This is a genomic window from Mangrovibacter phragmitis (assembly GCF_040429585.1).
GTDB lineage: Bacteria > Pseudomonadota > Gammaproteobacteria > Enterobacterales > Enterobacteriaceae > Mangrovibacter > Mangrovibacter phragmitis.
In genome coordinates, this window is sequence record NZ_CP134782.1 from 559,107 (window position 1) to 578,571 (window position 19,465).

15 protein-coding genes are annotated in these 19,465 nt (G+C 51.4%); 9 read left to right on the plus strand and 6 right to left on the minus strand.

Translation table 11 applies throughout. The features are described 5' to 3' along the window. The first annotated feature begins 34 nt into the window (after window positions 1-34). Window positions 35-1,627 (plus strand): ABC-F family ATPase, encoded by a 1,593-nt coding sequence (locus tag MPHASIOC01_RS02605; protein ID WP_064599874.1) that lies wholly within the window; start codon window positions 35-37, stop codon window positions 1,625-1,627. Window positions 1,628-1,708: 81 nt separating this feature from the next. On the opposite strand, the gene MPHASIOC01_RS02610 is transcribed toward MPHASIOC01_RS02605, so the two are convergent. Then, window positions 1,709-4,075, minus strand: a complete 2,367-nt coding sequence (locus MPHASIOC01_RS02610; protein WP_064599876.1) for a TIM-barrel domain-containing protein — start codon at window positions 4,073-4,075, stop codon at window positions 1,709-1,711. A gap of 14 nt (window positions 4,076-4,089) precedes the next feature. After that, window positions 4,090-5,391 (minus strand): MFS transporter, encoded by a 1,302-nt coding sequence (locus tag MPHASIOC01_RS02615; RefSeq protein ID WP_064599879.1) that lies wholly within the window; start codon window positions 5,389-5,391, stop codon window positions 4,090-4,092. Window positions 5,392-5,677: 286 nt separating this feature from the next. On the opposite strand from MPHASIOC01_RS02615, the gene MPHASIOC01_RS02620 reads away from it, so the two are divergent. Beyond that, entirely contained in the window at window positions 5,678-6,748 is a 1,071-nt protein-coding gene (locus MPHASIOC01_RS02620; protein WP_064600259.1) for a LacI family DNA-binding transcriptional regulator, read from the plus strand. Here the strand turns inward: MPHASIOC01_RS02620 and moeB are convergent. Further along, window positions 6,745-7,503 (minus strand): molybdopterin-synthase adenylyltransferase MoeB, encoded by a 759-nt coding sequence (gene moeB, locus MPHASIOC01_RS02625; protein WP_064599881.1) that lies wholly within the window; start codon window positions 7,501-7,503, stop codon window positions 6,745-6,747. The genes MPHASIOC01_RS02620 and moeB overlap by 4 nt on opposite strands. Before the next feature lies 1 nt (window position 7,504). Beyond that, window positions 7,505-8,737 (minus strand): molybdopterin molybdotransferase MoeA, encoded by a 1,233-nt coding sequence (gene moeA, locus MPHASIOC01_RS02630; RefSeq protein ID WP_064599883.1) that lies wholly within the window; start codon window positions 8,735-8,737, stop codon window positions 7,505-7,507. Between the two features lie 245 nt (window positions 8,738-8,982). Between moeA and MPHASIOC01_RS02635 the strand changes: the two genes are divergently transcribed. The 5 genes from MPHASIOC01_RS02635 (at window position 8,983) to gsiD (ending at window position 15,306) form a co-directional block, all read left to right on the plus strand. Next, window positions 8,983-9,930: an isoaspartyl peptidase/L-asparaginase family protein gene (locus MPHASIOC01_RS02635; protein ID WP_064599885.1), complete on the plus strand. Its 948-nt coding sequence runs from the start codon at window positions 8,983-8,985 to the stop codon at window positions 9,928-9,930. 9 nt (window positions 9,931-9,939) lie between these two features. Continuing rightward, the gene (locus MPHASIOC01_RS02640) at window positions 9,940-11,787 is read left to right on the plus strand and encodes a dipeptide ABC transporter ATP-binding protein (protein WP_353614886.1); all 1,848 of its coding nucleotides are present in this window, start codon (window positions 9,940-9,942) and stop codon (window positions 11,785-11,787) included. 42 nt (window positions 11,788-11,829) lie between these two features. Next, window positions 11,830-13,374, plus strand: a complete 1,545-nt coding sequence (gene gsiB, locus MPHASIOC01_RS02645; protein ID WP_353613875.1) for a glutathione ABC transporter substrate-binding protein GsiB — start codon at window positions 11,830-11,832, stop codon at window positions 13,372-13,374. A gap of 78 nt (window positions 13,375-13,452) precedes the next feature. Next, on the plus strand, window positions 13,453-14,373 hold the full coding sequence (gene gsiC / locus MPHASIOC01_RS02650) for a glutathione ABC transporter permease GsiC (RefSeq protein WP_064599890.1): 921 nt from the start codon (window positions 13,453-13,455) through the stop codon (window positions 14,371-14,373). Window positions 14,374-14,391: 18 nt separating this feature from the next. Further along, on the plus strand, window positions 14,392-15,306 hold the full coding sequence (gsiD, locus tag MPHASIOC01_RS02655; RefSeq protein ID WP_064599892.1) for a glutathione ABC transporter permease GsiD: 915 nt from the start codon (window positions 14,392-14,394) through the stop codon (window positions 15,304-15,306). 109 nt (window positions 15,307-15,415) lie between these two features. On the opposite strand, the gene rimO is transcribed toward gsiD, so the two are convergent. Next, on the minus strand, window positions 15,416-16,726 hold the full coding sequence (rimO, locus tag MPHASIOC01_RS02660; protein WP_036107578.1) for a 30S ribosomal protein S12 methylthiotransferase RimO: 1,311 nt from the start codon (window positions 16,724-16,726) through the stop codon (window positions 15,416-15,418). Between the two features lie 206 nt (window positions 16,727-16,932). Here rimO and MPHASIOC01_RS02665 point away from each other — a divergent pair, with 206 nt between their 5' ends. Continuing rightward, window positions 16,933-17,316 carry a biofilm formation regulator BssR gene (locus tag MPHASIOC01_RS02665; protein WP_064599896.1) on the plus strand — a complete coding sequence of 128 codons (384 nt, stop codon included), beginning with the start codon at window positions 16,933-16,935 and terminating at the stop codon, window positions 17,314-17,316. 52 nt (window positions 17,317-17,368) lie between these two features. On the opposite strand, the gene MPHASIOC01_RS02670 is transcribed toward MPHASIOC01_RS02665, so the two are convergent. Beyond that, window positions 17,369-17,995 carry a glutathione S-transferase family protein gene (locus MPHASIOC01_RS02670; RefSeq protein WP_353614887.1) on the minus strand — a complete coding sequence of 209 codons (627 nt, stop codon included), beginning with the start codon at window positions 17,993-17,995 and terminating at the stop codon, window positions 17,369-17,371. Window positions 17,996-18,235: 240 nt separating this feature from the next. Here MPHASIOC01_RS02670 and dacC point away from each other — a divergent pair, with 240 nt between their 5' ends. After that, window positions 18,236-19,444, plus strand: coding sequence for a serine-type D-Ala-D-Ala carboxypeptidase (gene dacC / locus MPHASIOC01_RS02675; RefSeq protein ID WP_064599898.1), 1,209 nt, complete (start codon window positions 18,236-18,238; stop codon window positions 19,442-19,444). The last annotated feature ends 21 nt before the right edge of the window (window positions 19,445-19,465 follow it).

The following is a 19,465-nucleotide window of genomic DNA, read 5'->3' on the forward strand; positions in this document are numbered from 1 at the left end:
AGATCGTTTGTCACATTTTTTGGGAAGAGAGCCTGTGTTAGTCACCAGTAATATCACCATGCAGTTTGGCAGTAAGCCGCTGTTTGAAAATATCTCAGTTAAGTTTGGCGGCGGAAACCGCTATGGCCTGATAGGCGCCAATGGTAGCGGCAAATCCACCTTCATGAAGATACTGGGGGGTGACCTGGCCCCGTCCGTTGGGAATGTGTCCGCCGATCCGAACGAACGTATTGGTAAATTGCGCCAGGATCAGTTTGCTTTTGAAGAGTTCACCGTGCTGGATACCGTGATCATGGGGCATGGTGAACTGTGGGAAGTGAAACAGGAGCGCGACCGTATTTATGCCCTCGCTGAAATGAGTGAAGAGGATGGCTATAAAGTTGCCGACCTCGAAGTGAAATATGGCGAAATGGACGGCTATTCCGCAGAGGCGCGCGCGGGGGAATTGTTGCTGGGGGTGGGTATCCCAATGGAGCAGCATTATGGTTTGATGAGTGAAGTGGCCCCTGGCTGGAAACTGCGTGTGCTGTTGGCACAGGCACTGTTTTCTAACCCGGATATTCTGCTGCTTGATGAACCGACCAACAACCTTGATATCGATACCATTCGTTGGCTGGAGCAGGTGCTTAACGAACGTGAAAGCACCATGATAATCATTTCCCATGACCGTCACTTCCTGAATATGGTTTGCACACATATGGCGGATCTCGATTATGGTGAGTTGCGTGTATACCCGGGCAACTATGACGAGTACATGACGGCGGCAACCCAGGCGCGTGAACGCCTGCTGGCTGATAATGCCAAGAAAAAAGCGCAAATTGCCGAGCTGCAGTCTTTTGTCAGTCGCTTTAGTGCTAACGCATCAAAATCCCGTCAGGCAACCTCCCGCGCCCGGCAGATTGATAAAATCAAACTGGATGAAGTGAAAGTGTCCAGCCGTCAGAACCCGTTTATTCGCTTCGAACAGGACAAGAAACTGTTCCGTAATGCACTGGAAGTGCAAAAGATTAAGAAAGGCTTTGATAATGGCCCGTTGTTCAGCGATGTGTCGTTGTTGCTGGAAGTGGGTGAACGTCTTGCTGTTCTGGGTACCAACGGTGTGGGGAAATCCACATTGTTGAAAACTCTGGTGGGTGAACTGACGCCTGAAGCTGGCGAAGTGAAATGGTCTGAGAACGCGCGTATTGGTTACTACGCTCAGGATCACGCGGCCGATTTTGACAACGACCTGACAGTGTTTGACTGGATGAGCCAGTGGAAACAGGAAGGTGATGATGAGCAGGCAGTGCGTAGTGTGCTGGGGCGCTTGCTGTTCAGCCAGGATGATATTAAGAAACCTGCCCGCGTGTTGTCGGGTGGCGAAAAGGGGCGGATGCTGTTCGGCAAACTGATGATGGAAAAACCCAATATCCTGATTATGGATGAGCCAACTAACCACCTGGATATGGAATCTATCGAATCGCTGAATGCCGCGCTGGAGCTGTATCAGGGAACATTGATTTTCGTTTCCCATGACCGGGAGTTTGTCAGCTCACTGGCAACCCGCGTGCTGGAGATAACCCCGCAACGTGTTATCGACTTCACCGGTGGCTATGAGGATTACCTGCGTAGCAAAGGTATTGAGTAACCCTGTTTGGTTTGAGTAAGTAGCGCGGCTTCCGGGAAGCCTGGAAGCCGCGTTACTTGCCAGCATAACTTCCGCGTGTTTTTAGCGCCTCCAGTGCATACTTTCCACACCGTTAATGACTAATCTGCGGGTTTCTCCCGCCGGAAGCTGTACATCAAGGCCTTGCCAGGCTGGCTGGTAATCCCCTTCGGCCGTTATTGTTAACTGAATTTCTTCAGCAGTACATGTCATCGCCCAGTTAACCCACAGGGCGTTACCCGTCTGGTAACCCCAACTTTCACCGTCGTCTTCAAACAGCATGCCATTACAACTACCCGGGTTACGCAATGGGAACAGTTGTAGTGTGCGTTTGTTATCAGCCGCAGGGTTAACATGGCCGATATTCCCACTCAGTGGCAACCCGGCTCCTGCCCGAACCAGTAAAGGCAAGGTTTCCAGCGGTGCCGGGCGGGTTACCCACTGGCCACCAGCAAACCATTCACCCGTATAGAAGTCATACCAGCCAGCCTCATTGTCTGGCAGCCATAATGTTCTTTCCCGGGCACCAGGCTCAACCACACTGGCAACCAGAATATCGCGGCCCAGCATAAAGTCATCACACTCCACGAAGGTTTGTGCGTCATGCTCGTGGTCGAGGAATGTCGGGCGCAGCATCGGCTCATCATCCTGGTGCGCCTGCCACAATAAAGTATACAAATAAGGGAGCAGGCGGTAACGCAGTGCAATGGCTCCACGAATAGCTGGCGTAACCGCCGGGTACATCCAGGGTTCATTCACCGTCTGGTCATCATTCCATGAGTGAATGGTAAACCGTGGGTGCATAACACCATTCTGTACCCAACGAACAAACAACTCCGCATCAGGTTTGTCGCCCGAAAAGCCACCAACATCATGACCGACGTTATACAGGCCAGACAGGCTCATCCCAAGACCCATACGGGTGTTATAGCGCAGGGTTTGCCAGTTGGTCCGGTTATCACCACTCCAGGTCTGTACGTAGCGTTGCATCCCGGCACAACCCGAGCGTGAAATCAAATATGGCCGCTTTTCTGGCGCAAACTTCTGTTGGGCTTCCATAGAAGCGCGCATCATCAGCAAAGGCATCACCGGGCGCATATGTTTAATGGCGACAGGTTGCCCAAAGCCGAAGCAGCGTGCTTCTCCATCCCAGACTTCATACTCGTTATTGTCATTCCAGGTGGAATCGATGCCTTTTTCCAGTAACTGGCGGGTAACGCCTTCCTGCCACCAGGCAATTGTAGCGGGATTGGTGAAGTCAAGATGAGAGCCTTCGTCGTCCCAGAAACAGGAGCGTTCAGGCTGTCCGGTTTCAGAATCCTGAATAAACAGTCCTTGTTCGGCAACCTGTGCATATTGTGGATGATCCTGCAACAGGCAGGGTTTGATATTCGCAGCCAGGTGTAACCCGGCATCATGGAACGCCGCACTGAGAGCATTGGGATCAGGCACTTTGTCGTAGTTCCAGTTAAACACATAACGCTTATTGTTAATGGAAGTGTAACCCGATGAAAGCTGGAAGGAATCACAGGGAATAGCATGTTGCTGGCACAGCGATATAAACTGCATTAACTGATTCTGGGCATCCGGTGCATCGGTGTAATGCATGGTTGAACCGCTGTAACCCAGGCTCCATTTCGGGCCAAAAAAGGTTTTCCCGGTGAGGCGTACAAACGCTTTAGTGACATCCAGCACCTGTTTACCGGTAAAAATATAGTAATCGATATCGCCCGCCTCGGCCTGCCAGCGCCGGTAGGCGGTATGGTAGTTATCCAGTTCGTTACCTAAGTCAAACCAGCAACTGCTCAGGTTGTCGTAGAACAGGCCGAAACTGATATCAGGGCGGCGAGTAATGGTAAATGGAACGTGTTTATATAATGGGTCTGTTGACTGGGCGTTATACCCCATAGCATCCAGATTGCGCATTTCGTAACGTTTGCCGTTGCGGACCAGATCGCCTGCTTTTTCACCCAGGCCGTAATAACGCTCCTGGGCGAACCGGCGCTGGTAGTGGGCAACGCCATCACCATGGGCATTGAGCAGGTAAGCACTGGTTGGCCGGTCGCTTGCCATAAACTGCCACTCGCCTGCTGCATCACGGTAATGCCATTCCAGCCATAAAGGCTGATGAACGGTTACACGTAATTGTTCACTGGTAAGGGTGAGCGTAGCGCCTTGTTGTTCCGCGTCCATTGGCGGCAGGGTGAACCCGGTAAGTGCATCACGCGGGCGGCCAGAAATCGGTGTATCCTCTTCGCCTGGCGCTACAGACCAGGTGCGATCCAGACTCCATTTCCCCTGGCGTTTCAGGCTCACCCGGAACATACCCGGTTCTAAAAGAGTGATACAGAGCTGATGTTTTTCCTCAACATCCAGTACAGCCTGGTGCTCATCAATGTGCGCAACGCGCCAGTGTTTCAGGGTTTTCATCAGTGACTTATCCTTTAGTTACGTGCGGCGCGGCGTTCAGCAATGAACATCACTAAGAAGACTGCGCCTATCAAATCGAAGAAGCCCATTGCAATAAACAGTGGGTTAAAACCAATCTTGTCGGCAGTGACACCAATAAGCAGTGAGAACAGGAAGCTGGCAATCCAGGCCGCAGAACCGCGCATGCCGTTTACTGTTGCCATCTGCCCTTTATCAAAGGACTCCACCACCAGGGCGCTTAACATGCAGGAGATGATTTGGTGACCAAATCCACCAATAGAGATAAGAACAATGGTGATGTACGGGTCACGGATAAAGGCCACGATGGCCAGTGAGATCATTAAAAAAGCACCGGTGACTGAACTGGCGACTACAGAGTTGATACGAGTGCAGCCAAAAAAACGGGTATATACGCGAGTCAGATAGCCGCTGGCAACACTACCAAGGTCGGCTGCGAGAAAGGGCAACCAGGCAAACATCGCTATCTGTTTAAGGTCCATACCATATTCTTTCGCCAGATAGAGTGGCACCCAGAAACTCAGCACAGCCCAGGCGGGTTCAGCCATAAATGCGGGAATGGCAATACCATAGAAGCGTTTGTTTTTTGACACTGTTTTCAGTGCAGTAAAAAAGGGCAGTTTAACTGCAGGAGGCTCGTTATCTTGCCTGATATAGTCAAGCTCGTTCTTGCTCAGATTCGGGTGTTTATCTGGATTGTGGTAAAAAACCCACCACAGAATTACCCATAAAAAGGCCAGTACGCCAGTAAACATAAAGGCGCCCTGCCAGCCGAAAGATGCATGAGCGAAATAGATGATTGGTGGTGCAAGCATGGCACCAATCGAAAAGCCAACGCCTGCCCAGCCCGCCGCAACCGGGCGTTCTGATTTCGGAAACCACTCACCAATGGTTTTGGCGTTCGCTGGCGTAGCTGCGGCTTCAGAAGCGCCCATCATAAAGCGTAAAATAGCAAGGTGTATCCAGGAGCCGGCACCGGCATGCAGGATACACATCAGTGCCCACACCCCGGCACAAATCATAAAGCCTATCTTCAGGCCAATGACATCAATTAACCAACCGCACAGAGGCTGGAACAAGGTATAGGCCAACTGAAATGCACCGACAATCCACGAGTATTGTTCTGTAGTGATACCCAGGCTGGTTTTCAGTTCTGGTGCCAGAATACCGAGAGAGTTACGGGTTATATAGTTTACGGTGACGCCAAGTAAGAACAGCACCAGCATATACCAGCGCAGGTTTTTAATAACGCGGCGGGTTTTGCTGACCGCGACTGGGGTATTAATGTCCTGACTCATTTCTTTTTCTCCACAAGACGGACGGTAGGGGATATGTCTCAGGTGTAATTGTTTATATGTTGTTGATAATTATTGAATTTATCTATCATCATTACCAGTGAAACTAGTATGGAAGCTAGCTGGTGAATTCACCTTAAAGGAGAAAAAAAACAGGCAATAGCGGATTTTGTGCAAATATTCTCATACAGAGCCAAAATATTTTGTCATGATCGTTATCAGCCCGGTTATCGTCTTATTTGTAGAAAATGAAAATTTTTTCATTTCACAAATGGAGCAAGATCACAAAATGGATAAAAAGCTAAAAATCACCGAAATTGCGGCGCGAACGCAGCTTTCCATCAGCACTGTTTCACGCGTACTGGCAGGAAAAGCCAATACCAGCCAGCGCGCTCGCGAACAGGTTATGGCCTGCGCCCGGGAACTGGGGGTATTTCAGGGAATGGCGGCAGGCAGGCTGTTGCTTAACAGCATTGTGGTGTTTGCGCCACAACGGGCATTTGATGAGCGTTCAGATATCTTTTACTACCGGGTCATTCAGGGAATCAGTAAGGCAGTTGCTGCTCATGATGTCCGGTTACGGTTTTGTGCACTGGAAGAAAACGACAGTGATACCAATGCATTTCTGAGCCGCATGAACGAAAAAGAGACCGAGGCTGCACTGTTGTTGGGGATTGATGACCCACATATTCACGACCTGGTGGTCGACATCGGTAAGCCCTGTGTGTTGATTAACTGCCGCGACCAGAAAATGCGCTTGCCCGTCGTGGCACCGGATCATGCGTTAATTGGTGCTTTTGCCGCCAGTTACCTGTTTGATATGGGGCATAAGTCTGTCATGAATCTATTGTGCCTGCGTCGTTACACGATGGAGTTACGCCTGGCGGGGATTCGGGATGCCTGGGATGCCCATAACCTGCCATTTTCTCCGGCGGATAACTTGCTGATTGCCGAAAATTTTAGCGCGGCGGAAAGTGAACGTATTGTTGCTCAGTGGCTTGACGGCCTGCCTGCTTCTTGTTTACCCAGTGCTCTGTTGGTGGGTGGGGATTTTATGGCATCAGGCGCAGTAAGTGCCTTGCAAAAAGCCGGCTTGCGGGTACCGCAGGATATCTCTGTGATGAGTATTGATGGGTTCAATCTTGCCGTTATTCAGGATGTTTCCTTAACCGCAGTGCATGTCCCGCGTGATACGTTGGGCGAAGAGGCCGTGCATGTTTTACAACAGCGGTTGATTCGCCCTGAAGCCCCGGTCGGGACACTGTTACTCAATGGCTCGCTGGCGGTTCGCGATTCCGTCAGGCGTATCCGGCCAGGCAAACGCCCGGCCAGCGTACAGCATGACGGTCTGTATGGCTAACTGGCTGCTGCGCCACAGACTTCACAGCCTGGATTGCGTGGCAGACGCATTTCCCTGAACTGCCCGCTCATGGCATCATACATCAGTATTTTGCCACGCACCGGAGTGCCAAACTGTGCCTGGACTTTAATCGCTTCCATTGCCTGAAGCGCACCAATAATCCCCACCAGTGGGGACATCACCCCGGCTTCCACGCAGGTGAGTGCATTTTCACCAAACAGGCGGCTCAGGCAGCGGTAGCAGGGCTCATCCTGTTGCCAGGTGAACACGCTGATTTGCCCTTCCATACGAATCGCCGCACCAGACACCAGAGGTACTTTGTGGTTGAAGCAGCTCTGGTTAAGCTGGTTACGAGCGGTAACGTTGTCCGTACAGTCAAGCACCAGCGTATGTTCCCTGACCAGATTGTCCAAATCACTGCCTTCCAGCAACGCATTGAGCACGGTTATCTGCACCAATGGGTTGATGGCAGCGAGCGACTGGCGAGCCGATTCCACTTTAGGCTGCCCCAGTTTCGCGTCGGTATGTAACACCTGGCGCTGCAGGTTAGAAACCGAAACCGTGTCGAAATCAAGCAATGTCAGGTGGCCGACGCCCGCCGCTGCCAGATATTGTGCTGCAGCACAACCCAACCCGCCCAGCCCGACAACCAGCATACGCGATTCTTTGAGCGCTTCCTGGCCCTCGAAGTCGAAACCGCGCAGTGAAATTTGCCGGTTATAACGCAGGATTTCGCCATCGGACAATTCAGCCATTTCAGCCCCCAAACAAGTGGTTAAACAACTCGACATCCACCCATTCACCCGGTTCGACATGGCCGCGTTCGCGTTCCAGCACGATGAAACAGTTACCCGTATGGAAAGAGCTGAATATATGGGAACCCTGGTTGCCAGTACTGCTGACCACTAACTCACCGGTGTCTCCGGTGTGCAAAATACCACGCTGGAAGTCCAGTCGGCCTGGTGATTTTTTCAGGCGCTGAGTGGTTTTCACCCGCAGGCGCTTGCCTCCTGCTAAACCGGTTTGCCCGCCAAGGCGGGCCAGCATGGGTAACACTAATTGGTAGAATGTTACCGCGGCTGAGACTGGGTTGCCCGGTAGCCCACAGAACCAGCTATGGCTGAGCCTGCCAAAAGCAAAAGGCTTACCTGGTTTCATTGCCAGTTTCCAGAAATGGATAGCACCCAGTTCATCGAGAATTTGTTTGGTGTAGTCAGCTTCACCAACAGAAACCCCACCGGAACTGATCACGACATCTGCCACCTGGTCGGCTTTCTGAAACGTTTCCCGCAGCAAAGCGGGGTCATCACGCACAGCACCCAGGTTGATCACTTCGTACCCGGATTGCTCCAGCATGACATGCACTGTTAGCCGGTTGGTGTCATAAATTTGCCCCGGGCCTAACGGCTTGCCGGGTTGCTGAAGCTCATCGCCTGTGGAGAATACGGCAACTTTTACTTTGCGCGTTACACAAACTTCACCAATGCCCAGTGAGGCAATCACCGGAATTTCCGCAGCCGTAAGGCGTTGCCCGGCTGAAAACACCACAGCGTTCCGGGCAATGTCTTCACCACGGCGGCGAATGTTTTGATGTAACTTGATGGCGCGGTTAATCATAATGCCATCGTCACTGGCGGTAACGTCTTCCTGCATAATGACGGCATCACAGCCTTCAGGTACCGGAGCGCCAGTCATGATGCGTATACATGTTCCTGCAGGCCATTCTCCCGTGAAGGGTTGCCCGGCAAAAGCTTTACCGGCAACAGGCACTGGGGTACTGGCGGAAAAGTCTTCTTCCCGCAAGGCATAACCATCCATTGCGGCATTATCAAAGCCAGGGACATCGAGAGGGGAAAGAATATTCTCTGCCAGAATACGGCCAAAGGCGGCGGTCAGGGGAACAATGTCGGTAGCCGAAATCGGTACGATTTGAGACAACATTTGTTCCAGCGCCGTATCAAGGGAAATTAACTCACTGGGCTGCGCCATGTTAACGCTCCTGCGCTGGTAAAAAGAATGGCGGTTATTATGGCAGAAAATGCCCGGTCACAGAATGACGAATGATCCAGCCTGGCAAGCAGGCAAGTGGATGTACTGTCTACACTAAATAGTGCAGGTAACGAATCCAGCATTCGTTGTGGTTAACTGTTGCGAAATAAACTACTGACAGTACAGTAACACATAATAATCACAGGATTATCTCATACTGACGATGCTATTCAGGACAGATCTCAATGGAAAAAGCGGTGATAGCGATTCATGGTGGCGCAGGGACACTTTCTCGCAGCAATACCAGCCCGGAAACAGCGCGCAAGTATACAGAGGCATTACACCAGACATTGCTGGCCGGGCAGGCAATCCTTGCGGCTGGCGGCAGTGCGCTGGATGCTGTGACCGAAGCCGTGCGCCTGTTGGAAGATATTCCGCTGTTTAATGCAGGTACGGGGTCAGTATTTACCCACGCCGCCACACATGAAATGGATGCCTGTATTATGGACGGGCGGCGGCTTGATGCTGGTGCGGTGGCGGGTGTCCGTTGTGTGCGTAACCCCATTCTGGCCGCTCGTGCTGTACTGGATAACAGCCCGCATGTCTTGCTCATCAGTGACGGAGCAGAGCAGTTTGCCCGTGAGCAGGGGCTGGAAATTGTGGCACCTGATTTTTTTTCCACAGCGGAACGTGCCGCGCAACTCCGCCAGGCTCGTGGCCAGGAGCAGGTGTTTCTTGACCACGATGTGCCAGTGCCACCGATTTCACCTGATACTAAATTTGGCACGGTAGGCGCTGTTGCCCTGGATTCACAGGGAAATCTGGCTGCAGCAACGTCTACAGGCGGTATGACCAATAAACGTCCCGGCCGGGTGGGCGATTCGCCATTACCGGGTGCCGGGTGTTATGCCAATAATGCTAATGTGGCTGTATCCTGTACCGGAACCGGAGAAGTGTTTATTCGTATGCTGGCAGCCTACGATGTAGCTGCGCTGATGGAATACAGTGGCGTCAGCCTGCCGGAAGCGGCTGACAGGGTTATTAAAGAGAAGCTGGTGGCGCTTAATGGTGAAGGTGGATTAATTGCTATCGACCGTGAAGGCCACGTTGTGATGCCTTTCAACACGGAAGGCATGTATCGCGGTGTGGCCTGGGTCGGGGATATACCCAGTGTCGGTATCTGGCAGGAGTAGCCAGTGAGTATGCTGAGTCTGCCTGAAAACCAGGTTCTTTCCGTTTCTAATCTTAATGTTTCCTTCTCCGATGGCAGTCAGGATATTGCTGTGGTGAACAACCTCAGCTTTACGCTGGCGCGTAGGGAAACGCTGGCTTTGGTTGGTGAATCCGGGGCTGGTAAGTCCGTTGTTGCAATGGCCCTGATGCAACTGACCGACCCGGCGGCGGGCAAAGTGAAGAGCGACGCCATGCTGTTGCGCAGGCGTAATGACCAGGTGGTTTCTCTCAGTGATATCAGTAAATCGCAATTGCGTTCGGTACGCGGGGCTGATATTGCCATGGTGTTTCAGGAGCCGATGCGTTCACTTAACCCGGTGTTTACTGTGGGTGAACAGGTTGCCGAATCGATTCGGCTTCATCAGGGGATGAGTATCCGTAATGCACTGCATGAAGCGGAACGGATGCTTGAACGGGTGCGAATTCCGGATGCCGGGCAGGTGATGTCACGCTATCCGCACCAGCTATCAGGTGGGATGCGCCAGCGGGTGATGATTGCTATGGCGTTGTCATCACGTCCGGCGGTACTGATTGCAGATGAGCCCACCACTGCTCTGGATGTGACAATTCAGGCGCAAATCCTTCAGCTAATTCGTGTTCTTCAGCAAGAAATGGAGATGGGGGTGATTTTTATCACCCATGATATGAGTGTGGTGGCCGGAATGGCTGACCGCATTCTGGTGATGCAGGATGGCTGCAAAGTGGAAGAGGGTGAAACCACTGAACTCCTGAGTGCTCCACAGCATCCTTATACCCGCGAAATGCTGGCATCTGTTTTGCGTTTTGGCTCGATGCGGGGCACTTCACTTCCTCGTATCTTCCCACGGCCAAATAGTTTGGCAGGCACTGCACAGGACATGCAGGATACAGTATGTGTACAGGAAAAACCTGTGCTGTCGGTATCCGGCCTGGTGGCGCGTTTCCCGATTCGCAGCGGGGTTTTTAACCGCGTTACCCGCCAGGTGCATGCGGTTGAACAAGTTAGCTTTGATTTGTGGCCGGGGGAAACGCTGGCATTAATGGGTGAGTCGGGTTGCGGTAAGTCTACAGTTGGTCGTGCGTTATTGCGCCTGGTGGCGAGTGCGGGTGAAGTTGAAATTAATGGCTGCCGTATGGACACCTTACACGGGGCGAAGTTACAGGCCGCTCGCCGGGATATTCAGTATATACCGCAAGACCCGTGGGCCTCTTTAGATCCGCGAATGACTATTGGTGAAACAGTGATGGAACCCTTGCTGATTCACCGGGTCATGAACCGGGCCGATGCAGGCAAATATGTGGTTGAACTTTTAACGCGTGTGGGGTTGAAACCGGAACATGCGTTACGTTTCCCGCACCAGTTTTCTGGCGGGCAACGGCAGCGAATTTGTATCGCCCGGGCGCTGGCATTAAAACCTAAAGTCATTATCGCCGATGAGCCAGTGTCTTCGCTTGATATGCTTATTCGCGGGCAAATCATCAATTTGTTGATGTCGTTGCAGCGTGAAACCGGCATTGCGTGTTTATTAATTTCACATGACATGGCGGTGGTCGAGCGCATCAGCCACCGTGTGGCTGTCATGTATTTGGGGCAGATAGTGGAAGCAGGCACACGCCAGGATGTGTTCGATAACCCATTACACCCTTATACACGGCGCCTGCTGGCAGCGGTTCCGGTTATCGATCCTGCCCGCCGGCACCGGCCAAAAATTTTGTTGTCCGATGATCCGCCATCGCCCATCCGGCGTATTGGGGATGAGCCTTTTGTTGCGCCGTTACTGGAAGTTTCACCCGGCCATTTTGTAGCCCGTCACCCAATTTTTGGGGCGGTTTCTTAACCTCGGAGCCGGGCGTGTTAGCTCGCTTTTCAGGAGAATGTTATGCGACAACGCAGTGGGCTTCTTTGGGGAATGTTGAGTGTTGCGCTGGTGGCCTGGTTTGCTTTCAGCCCTCCGGCGCTGGCAAGCAAAGATATTATTGTGGCAGTAGGGTCCAATTTCACCACGCTGGATCCTTATGATGCCAATGACACGTTATCTCAGGCGGTAGCAAAGTCGTTTTATCAGGGATTATTTGGCCTTGACCGGAATATGAAAGTTATCCCGGTGCTGGCGAAAGCCTGGCAGATTTCTCCGGATGGCCTGCATTACACCATCACTTTGCGTCAAGGTATTAAGTTCCAGGACGGTACAGATTTTAATGCGCAGGCGGTGAAAATAAACCTGGACCGGGCCAGAAACCCGGCAAACCGTCTTAAGCGTTATAACCTGTATAAAGATATAACGCATGTGGATGTGCTGGATACCTTCCGGGTACGCATTACGTTGAAAACACCGTATTCCGCGTTTATCAACGTACTGGCGCACCCGGCAACTGTTATGATTTCCCCTGAGGCTTTGCATAAATGGGGGCCGCGTATTGGTTTTCACCCGGTTGGTACCGGGCCTTATGTGCTCGATACCTGGAATACCACCGACTATTTACGGGTGAAGAAATTCCCCGGTTACTGGCAACCGGGCCTGCCAAAACTTGACAGCATCACCTGGCGTCCGGTAGTGGATAACAACACCCGGGCATCCATGCTGCAAACCGGAGAGGCGACGTTTGCGTTCCCCATTCCGTATGAGCAGGCGCCTGTTCTGGAGAAAAACCCGGATATTGAACTGGTTTCCACGCCGTCTATCATGCAGCGCTATATCAGCATGAATGTTACTCGCAAACCGTTTAATGATATTCGGGTGCGGGAAGCAATTAACTATGCGATTAATCGTGATGCGCTGGTGAAAGTGGCCTTTGCCGGGTATGCCACACCTGCGACGGGAATTGTTCCACCGGCGATTGCCGGGGCAACGCAGTACGCTCCCTGGCCCTGGGATCCGGGCAAAGCACGCGAGTTATTGCGCGAAGCGGGCTATCCGAATGGTTTCACTACAACGTTATGGTCATCTCATAATCACAGTACGGCACAGAAAGTGCTGCAATTTCTCCAGCAACAGCTGGCAACGGTTGGCATTCAAACCAAAATCACTGCACTGGATGCAGGAAGGCGGGCAGCATTAGTTGAGGCGAAAGACCAGGCTGAAAGTGATGTGCGGTTGTTCTATACCGGCTGGTCTGCTTCAACCGGCGAGGCCAACTGGGCGCTGGCACCGCTGTTTGCCACACAAAACTGGCCGCCCGTATTGTTCAATACCGCGTTTTACAGTAACCCACAGGTTGACCGTAATCTGGCACTGGCTTTAAAAACAACCAATGAGCAAGAAAAAGCCCGTTTGTATAAGAGCACACAGGACATCATTTGGCATGATGTGCCGTGGGCTCCGCTGGTTGTTGAAAAGTTGGTTTCAGCGCATCGTAAGCAACTGACCGGTTTTTATGTCATGCCTGATACCGGGTTTAGCTTTGAAAATGCTGACCTTCAATAGGTGTTGCTCACTGTGTGGCAGTCAGCGTAACTAAAGGGTAACTTTTTATTATGAATAACAACTGGATGTAGCCGCGGCATGTTGACTTATGTAGCAAAGCGCCTGCTCGGGCTTATCCCAACACTGTTTTTTGTCAGTGTACTGGTATTTTTGTTTGTGCATTTGCTGCCGGGCGACCCGGCAAGGCTGATGGCCGGCCCGGAAGCGGGGCCTGTTGTTGTAGAGATGGTGCGCAAACAGCTTGGACTGGATGCACCGTTATGGCAGCAATTTCTGCATTTTATTTGGCAATTGTTGCAGGGTGATTTCGGTATGTCGATGGTTTCTCACCGCCCGGTAACCGAGGAAATCGCTGCCCGCTTTATGCCCACATTTTGGCTGGCCTGCCTGAGTATGCTTTGGGCTGTCATCTTTGGCTTAATCAGTGGCGTGGTGGCGGCTGTCTGGCGCAACCGTTGGCCGGATTACCTGAGTATGGCGCTGGCAGTAACGGGTATCTCTTTTCCAGCTTTTGCCCTGGGAATGGTGCTGATTCAGATCTTTGCGGTGGATCTTGGTTGGTTTCCTGTCGTGGGAGCAGATACCTGGCACCACTATATTCTGCCTTCCATTACCTTAGGTGCGGGGGTTGCCGCAGTAATGGCCCGTTTCACGCGTGCGGCATTTGTTGAAGTATTGCAGGAAGAGTACATGCGTACCGCCCGGGCAAAGGGATTGCGGGAACAGGTGGTTATCCTTAAGCACGGCCTGCGTAATGCGATGGTGCCGGTTGTCACGATGATGGGCCTGCAATTCGGTTTCTTGCTGGGCGGTTCTATTGTGGTAGAGAAAGTCTTTAACTGGCCCGGGCTTGGCAGGTTATTGGTGGATTCAGTAGAAATGCGTGATTACCCGGTTATTCAGGCCGAAGTTCTGCTGTTTTCTTTAATCTTTATTCTGATAAACCTGGCTGTGGACGTTATCTATGCCCTGTTAAATCCGGCCATTCGTTATAAATAGAAGGGTGTAACGCGTAACATGACTCTGTTTAACTGGCGACGCCAGGCAATCATTAAAGCTATACCAGTGATGCATCCACTACGGGGTACACCTCCCTGGCGTACTTTCTGGGGCCGTTTTCGCCGCCAGCCCATTGCTGTGGCTGCTGGCGGATTCGTGTGCCTGTTGATAATCCTGGCTATTCTGGCGCCGTGGATTGCCCCTTACAATGCACAGACCTACTACGATTACGACCAACTGAATGCCGGGCCTTCACTGGCTCACTGGTTTGGTGTCGATTCCCTTGGCCGTGATATTTTTTCCCGTGTGCTGGTTGGCGCGCGTATCTCGCTGGCGGCCGGCGTTCTGGCAGTGTTTATCGGTATGGTTATTGGTACCGGGCTTGGGTTGGTGGCTGGTTATTATGAAGGCTGGTATGACCGGCTGATTATGCGCCTGTGTGATGTGATGTTTGCTTTCCCCGGGATTTTACTGGCGATTGCGGTTGTGGCTGTGATGGGCAATGGCATGAGCAATGTGATTATTGCGGTTGCTATCTTTAGTATCCCGGCGTTTGCCCGCCTGGTCAGAGGTAATACGCTGGTATTGAAAAACCAGATGTATATTGAGTCAGTGCGCAGTATTGGTGCTTCTGACTGGGTGATTTTAGTACGTCATATTCTGCCTGGTACGTTATCATCTATTCTGGTTTTTTTAACTATGCGTATTGGATTATCCATTATTTCCGCATCCAGTCTTTCATTTCTGGGGATGGGCGCGCAATCACCAACTCCGGAATGGGGCGTGATGCTCAGCGAAGCCCGAAGCGATATGGTGATTGCTCCCCATGTTGCTATTTTCCCAAGCCTTGCTATTTTCCTGAGTGTCCTGGCGTTTAACTTGCTTGGTGACGGGCTACGGGATGCGCTGGAAGGCGATGACCTGAAATCATAACGAAAATAATACCGGGCAGGCCAGCGAGAAGAGAAATACAGTTGGGTGCAAAACAGGTGTAATGCAACCTCAGGCCACAAAACAAGCCTGAGGTTAGCGGGTTAACGGGTTAGCGAACCAGTGAACCCCACAGATCGTATTCGTCTGCGTTTTCCACCTTCACTTTAACAATATCCCCGGCTTTCAGGTGGGTCTCACCATTAAGGTATACTGCCCCGTCAATTTCCGGTGCGTCAGCCATACTCCGGCCAATCGCACCTTCTTCATCAGTTTCATCAATCATGACCAGAATTTCTCGCCCCACTTTTTCTTGCAGGCGTTCTGCAGAAATTTTCTGCTGCAACTGCATAAAGCGGTGGAAGCGTTCTTCTTTGATGTCTTCTGGCACTGGAGACGGAAGCTCATTGGCTGTTGCTCCCTCCACGGGGCTGTATTTAAAACAGCCAACACGGTCAAGGCGCGCTTCGGTAATGAAATCCAGCAGCATCTGGAAGTCTTCTTCTGTTTCCCCCGGGAAACCGACAATGAAGGTTGAACGCAGGGTTAACTCAGGGCAAATTTCACGCCAGCGCTTAATACGCTCAAGGGTGCGCTCAACGGCCCCGGGGCGTTTCATCAACTTCAGGATCCTGGGGCTGGCATGCTGCAACGGGATATCAAGGTAAGGCAGGATTTTACCTTCCGCCATTAACGGAATGACTTCATCTACGTGGGGATATGGGTAGACATAGTGCAGACGAGTCCAGACACCAAGACGGGAAAGCTGTTCACACAGGCTGACCATGCTGGTTTTCACCGGCTGCCCATTCCAGAACCCGGTACGGTGCTTCACGTCAACGCCGTAGGCAGAGGTATCCTGAGAAATAACCAGCAGTTCTTTTACTCCGGCTTCAACCAGGCGTTTGGCTTCATCCAACACTTCACCAATTGCCCGGCTGTCGAGGTCACCACGCATGGAAGGAATAATACAGAAGGTGCAGCGATGGTTGCAGCCTTCTGAAATTTTCAGGTAAGCGTAGTGGCGCGGCGTTAGTTTTACGCCTTGTTTAGGCACCAGGCTGACAAACGGATCATGTTCAGGTTTGGGGGCATAGTGATGAACATGATTCAGCACCTGTTCATAGCTATGCGGCCCAGTAATTTCCAACACCTTAGGATGGACATCACGAATTTGATCTTCCTTTGCCCCAAGGCAACCGGTGACGATAACTTTACCGTTTTCGTTTAAAGCTTCACCAATCGCTTCCAGTGATTCCTGGACTGCGCTGTCGATAAAACCGCAGGTGTTAACGATGACCAGGTCGGCGTCATCATAACTGGGCACCACATCATAGCCTTCAGTACGTAATTCAGTCAGGATGCGTTCTGAATCCACCAGATTCTTTGGGCAACCTAACGACAGAAATCCAATTTTAGACATTTTTTATACAGTTCATTGCTCATAATCGGGCGATTATACCCAGTCAGCCCCATTACAGCCACCTTCTGGCGGGTAGCTGAAATGTAAATTCTGTAATCTGTTGGTCAAATATTGACCTGTGGCAGTATTCAGCACACTAAACAGATCTAGCCTTATTGTATTAGCCGGAATTATGTCTTCGGCTAATATCAAGGGAGGGATCAATAATGACCGCAAGTAAATGCAAAGCTGAACTGATGGCAAAAATGACCGCAGCCCGGGCAGCGTTGCAGTGCTACTCAGAGTTGCGTCGGGCCAAAGGGTATATGTCCGTTAACGAAGGGCTGCAGTTACGAGAAACATTGCTGGCATTGTGCAATGACTTCCGTGACGAGTGGCCTGCTATTCGGGATGATTTGCCTGGTAGCGAAATTACTGATTTTCATCGGGCTATAGAAGCAGTGGCGTCGGCATCATTATGCTTATTATCGGGTGGGCACGATTGCCCCTCGTACATAACGGTTGATGCCCGTAAATTACAGGCATGTATTGATGATCTCGATAAGTGCCTGAATCACCTCTGTTCACATGCTGAAGACGGGGTGACATAATAATATGCGGCGCGCTTCGGGAAAGAAGCGCGCCAGCTCGGCTTTTCGCGGGTCAACTGAGGGGAATCATCACAATACGCCGGAACGCCGGGCGCTGTGACAGGCGTTGATACCAGTTACGCAAATGTGGCCATTCAGGCCAGGTGATATCCAGGTTCAGTAACCCATAAACGATGGGAGCTGGGGCGATGTCAGCAATACCGAACTCTTCGCCAGATAGCCACTCAGACTGTGCCAGAGCCTGATCCAGCATTGTCAGTAACTTTTCACACTCCTTGCGGCTTTGTTTAATACTTTGTTCGTCGCGTTGCTCGGGAGGGGTTCTTACCAGGCCAAGGTAAACTCCGCGAAAGGCGTAGGGAAGTGTGCTGGCAGCCCAGTCCATCCACTTTTCGCCCTGCGCGCGTTTTGCGGGATTTTCCGTCCACAGGCTTTGTTGGCCGTACTGCGCGGCCAGATAACGCACAATGACGTTGGATTCCCACAAGGTAATACCTGTCGTGTCATCCTGCAGGCAAGGGATAAGTGCATTGGGGTTCATGGCCAGATATTCCGGGTCATGGGTTTTCCCAAACTGACCACCTGCCGGAATATTTTCATACTCCAGACCGAGTTCTTCCAGGCACCATAGAACTTTCTTCACATTGGTTGAGTTGTTTCTGCCCCAGACTTTTATCACCATCTTCTCCCAACTAGTAAATGGATTTGTCAGTATGCGCGCTGGTGCGTAATTTACCAACATGTTGTTTATTAATTAGTAACAATGAAAAGCAGGTTCCCAGGTTATCGCATAAACTTAAAAAACTTTACCAAATCAAGGTTTCTTTAACACAAGCAGCGCGTTAGGTTACTGGTTATCTTCTTTTAGGCAGGTCGCAAGGCGCTGTTGTTTTGGAATGGATACTCAGGTGGCAAAGTTATGAATAAACGTGGTTTATCCTCCTCGTTTCGTGCCTGGTGCGCGGGAACAACACTTCTTTTACTCGTTTCTCCCCAGGTTTTTGCAGAGCCAGCCGCACCTGCGGCACCGGCCATCGATGCAAAAGCCTGGATACTGATGGACTATGCCAGTGGTAAAGTCCTGGCGGAAGGCAATGCTGATGAAAAACTTGACCCCGCCAGCCTGACTAAACTGATGACCAGTTATGTCGTCGGCCAGGCGCTGAAAGCGGGTAAAATTCGTCTCACAGATATGGTGACAGTGGGAAACGATGCCTGGGCGACCGGCAATCCGGCGTTGCGTGGCTCGTCAGTAATGTTTTTAAAGCCCCGGGATCGTGTGTCTGTTGATGATCTCAATAAAGGGATCATTATTCAGTCAGGTAATGATGCCTGTATTGCAATGGCTGACTATATCGCTGGCAGCCAGGATGCTTTCGTTAACCTGATGAACGGTTATGCAAAACGGTTGCACCTGACCAATACCACCTTTAAAACAGTACACGGCCTGGATGCGCCGGGGCAGTTTACTACTGCGCGTGATATGGCGTTATTAGGCCAGGCGCTGGTACGTGATGTGCCCAATGAGTATGCCATTAATAAAGAAAAAGAGTTTACCTTCAATAATATTCGCCAGCCTAACCGTAACCGGCTGTTGTGGAACACAAACCTGAATGTGGATGGCATGAAAACCGGCACTACTGCAGGGGACGGGTATAACCTGGTTGCCTCTGCAACCCAGGGGGATATGCGCCTTATCTCGGTCGTTCTCGGGGCGAAAACAGACCGTATTCGGTTTAATGAATCGGAAAAATTGCTGACCTGGGGTTTTCGTTTCTTTGAGACAGTAACTCCCATCAGCCCTGACCGGCCCTTTGTGACTCAGCGTGTCTGGTATGGCGACAAGTCTGAAGTCAACCTGGGGGCGGGTGACACCGGAGCCATTACCATCCCGCGTGGGCAAATGAAAAATCTGCGTGCCTCTTACACACTTAATTCCCCTGAACTGACTGCACCATTGAAAAAAGGCGAAGTCGTCGGAACCATTAATTTTCAACTGAATGGGCAAACTATTGAACAGCGCCCGTTGGTGGTGATGGAAGCGGTGGAAAAGGGCGGATTCTTCAGCCGGATATGGGATTACATCCAGTTCAAATTCCACCAGTGGTTTGGTGGCTGGTTCTCCTGATAACCAGGTAGCAGTATTACT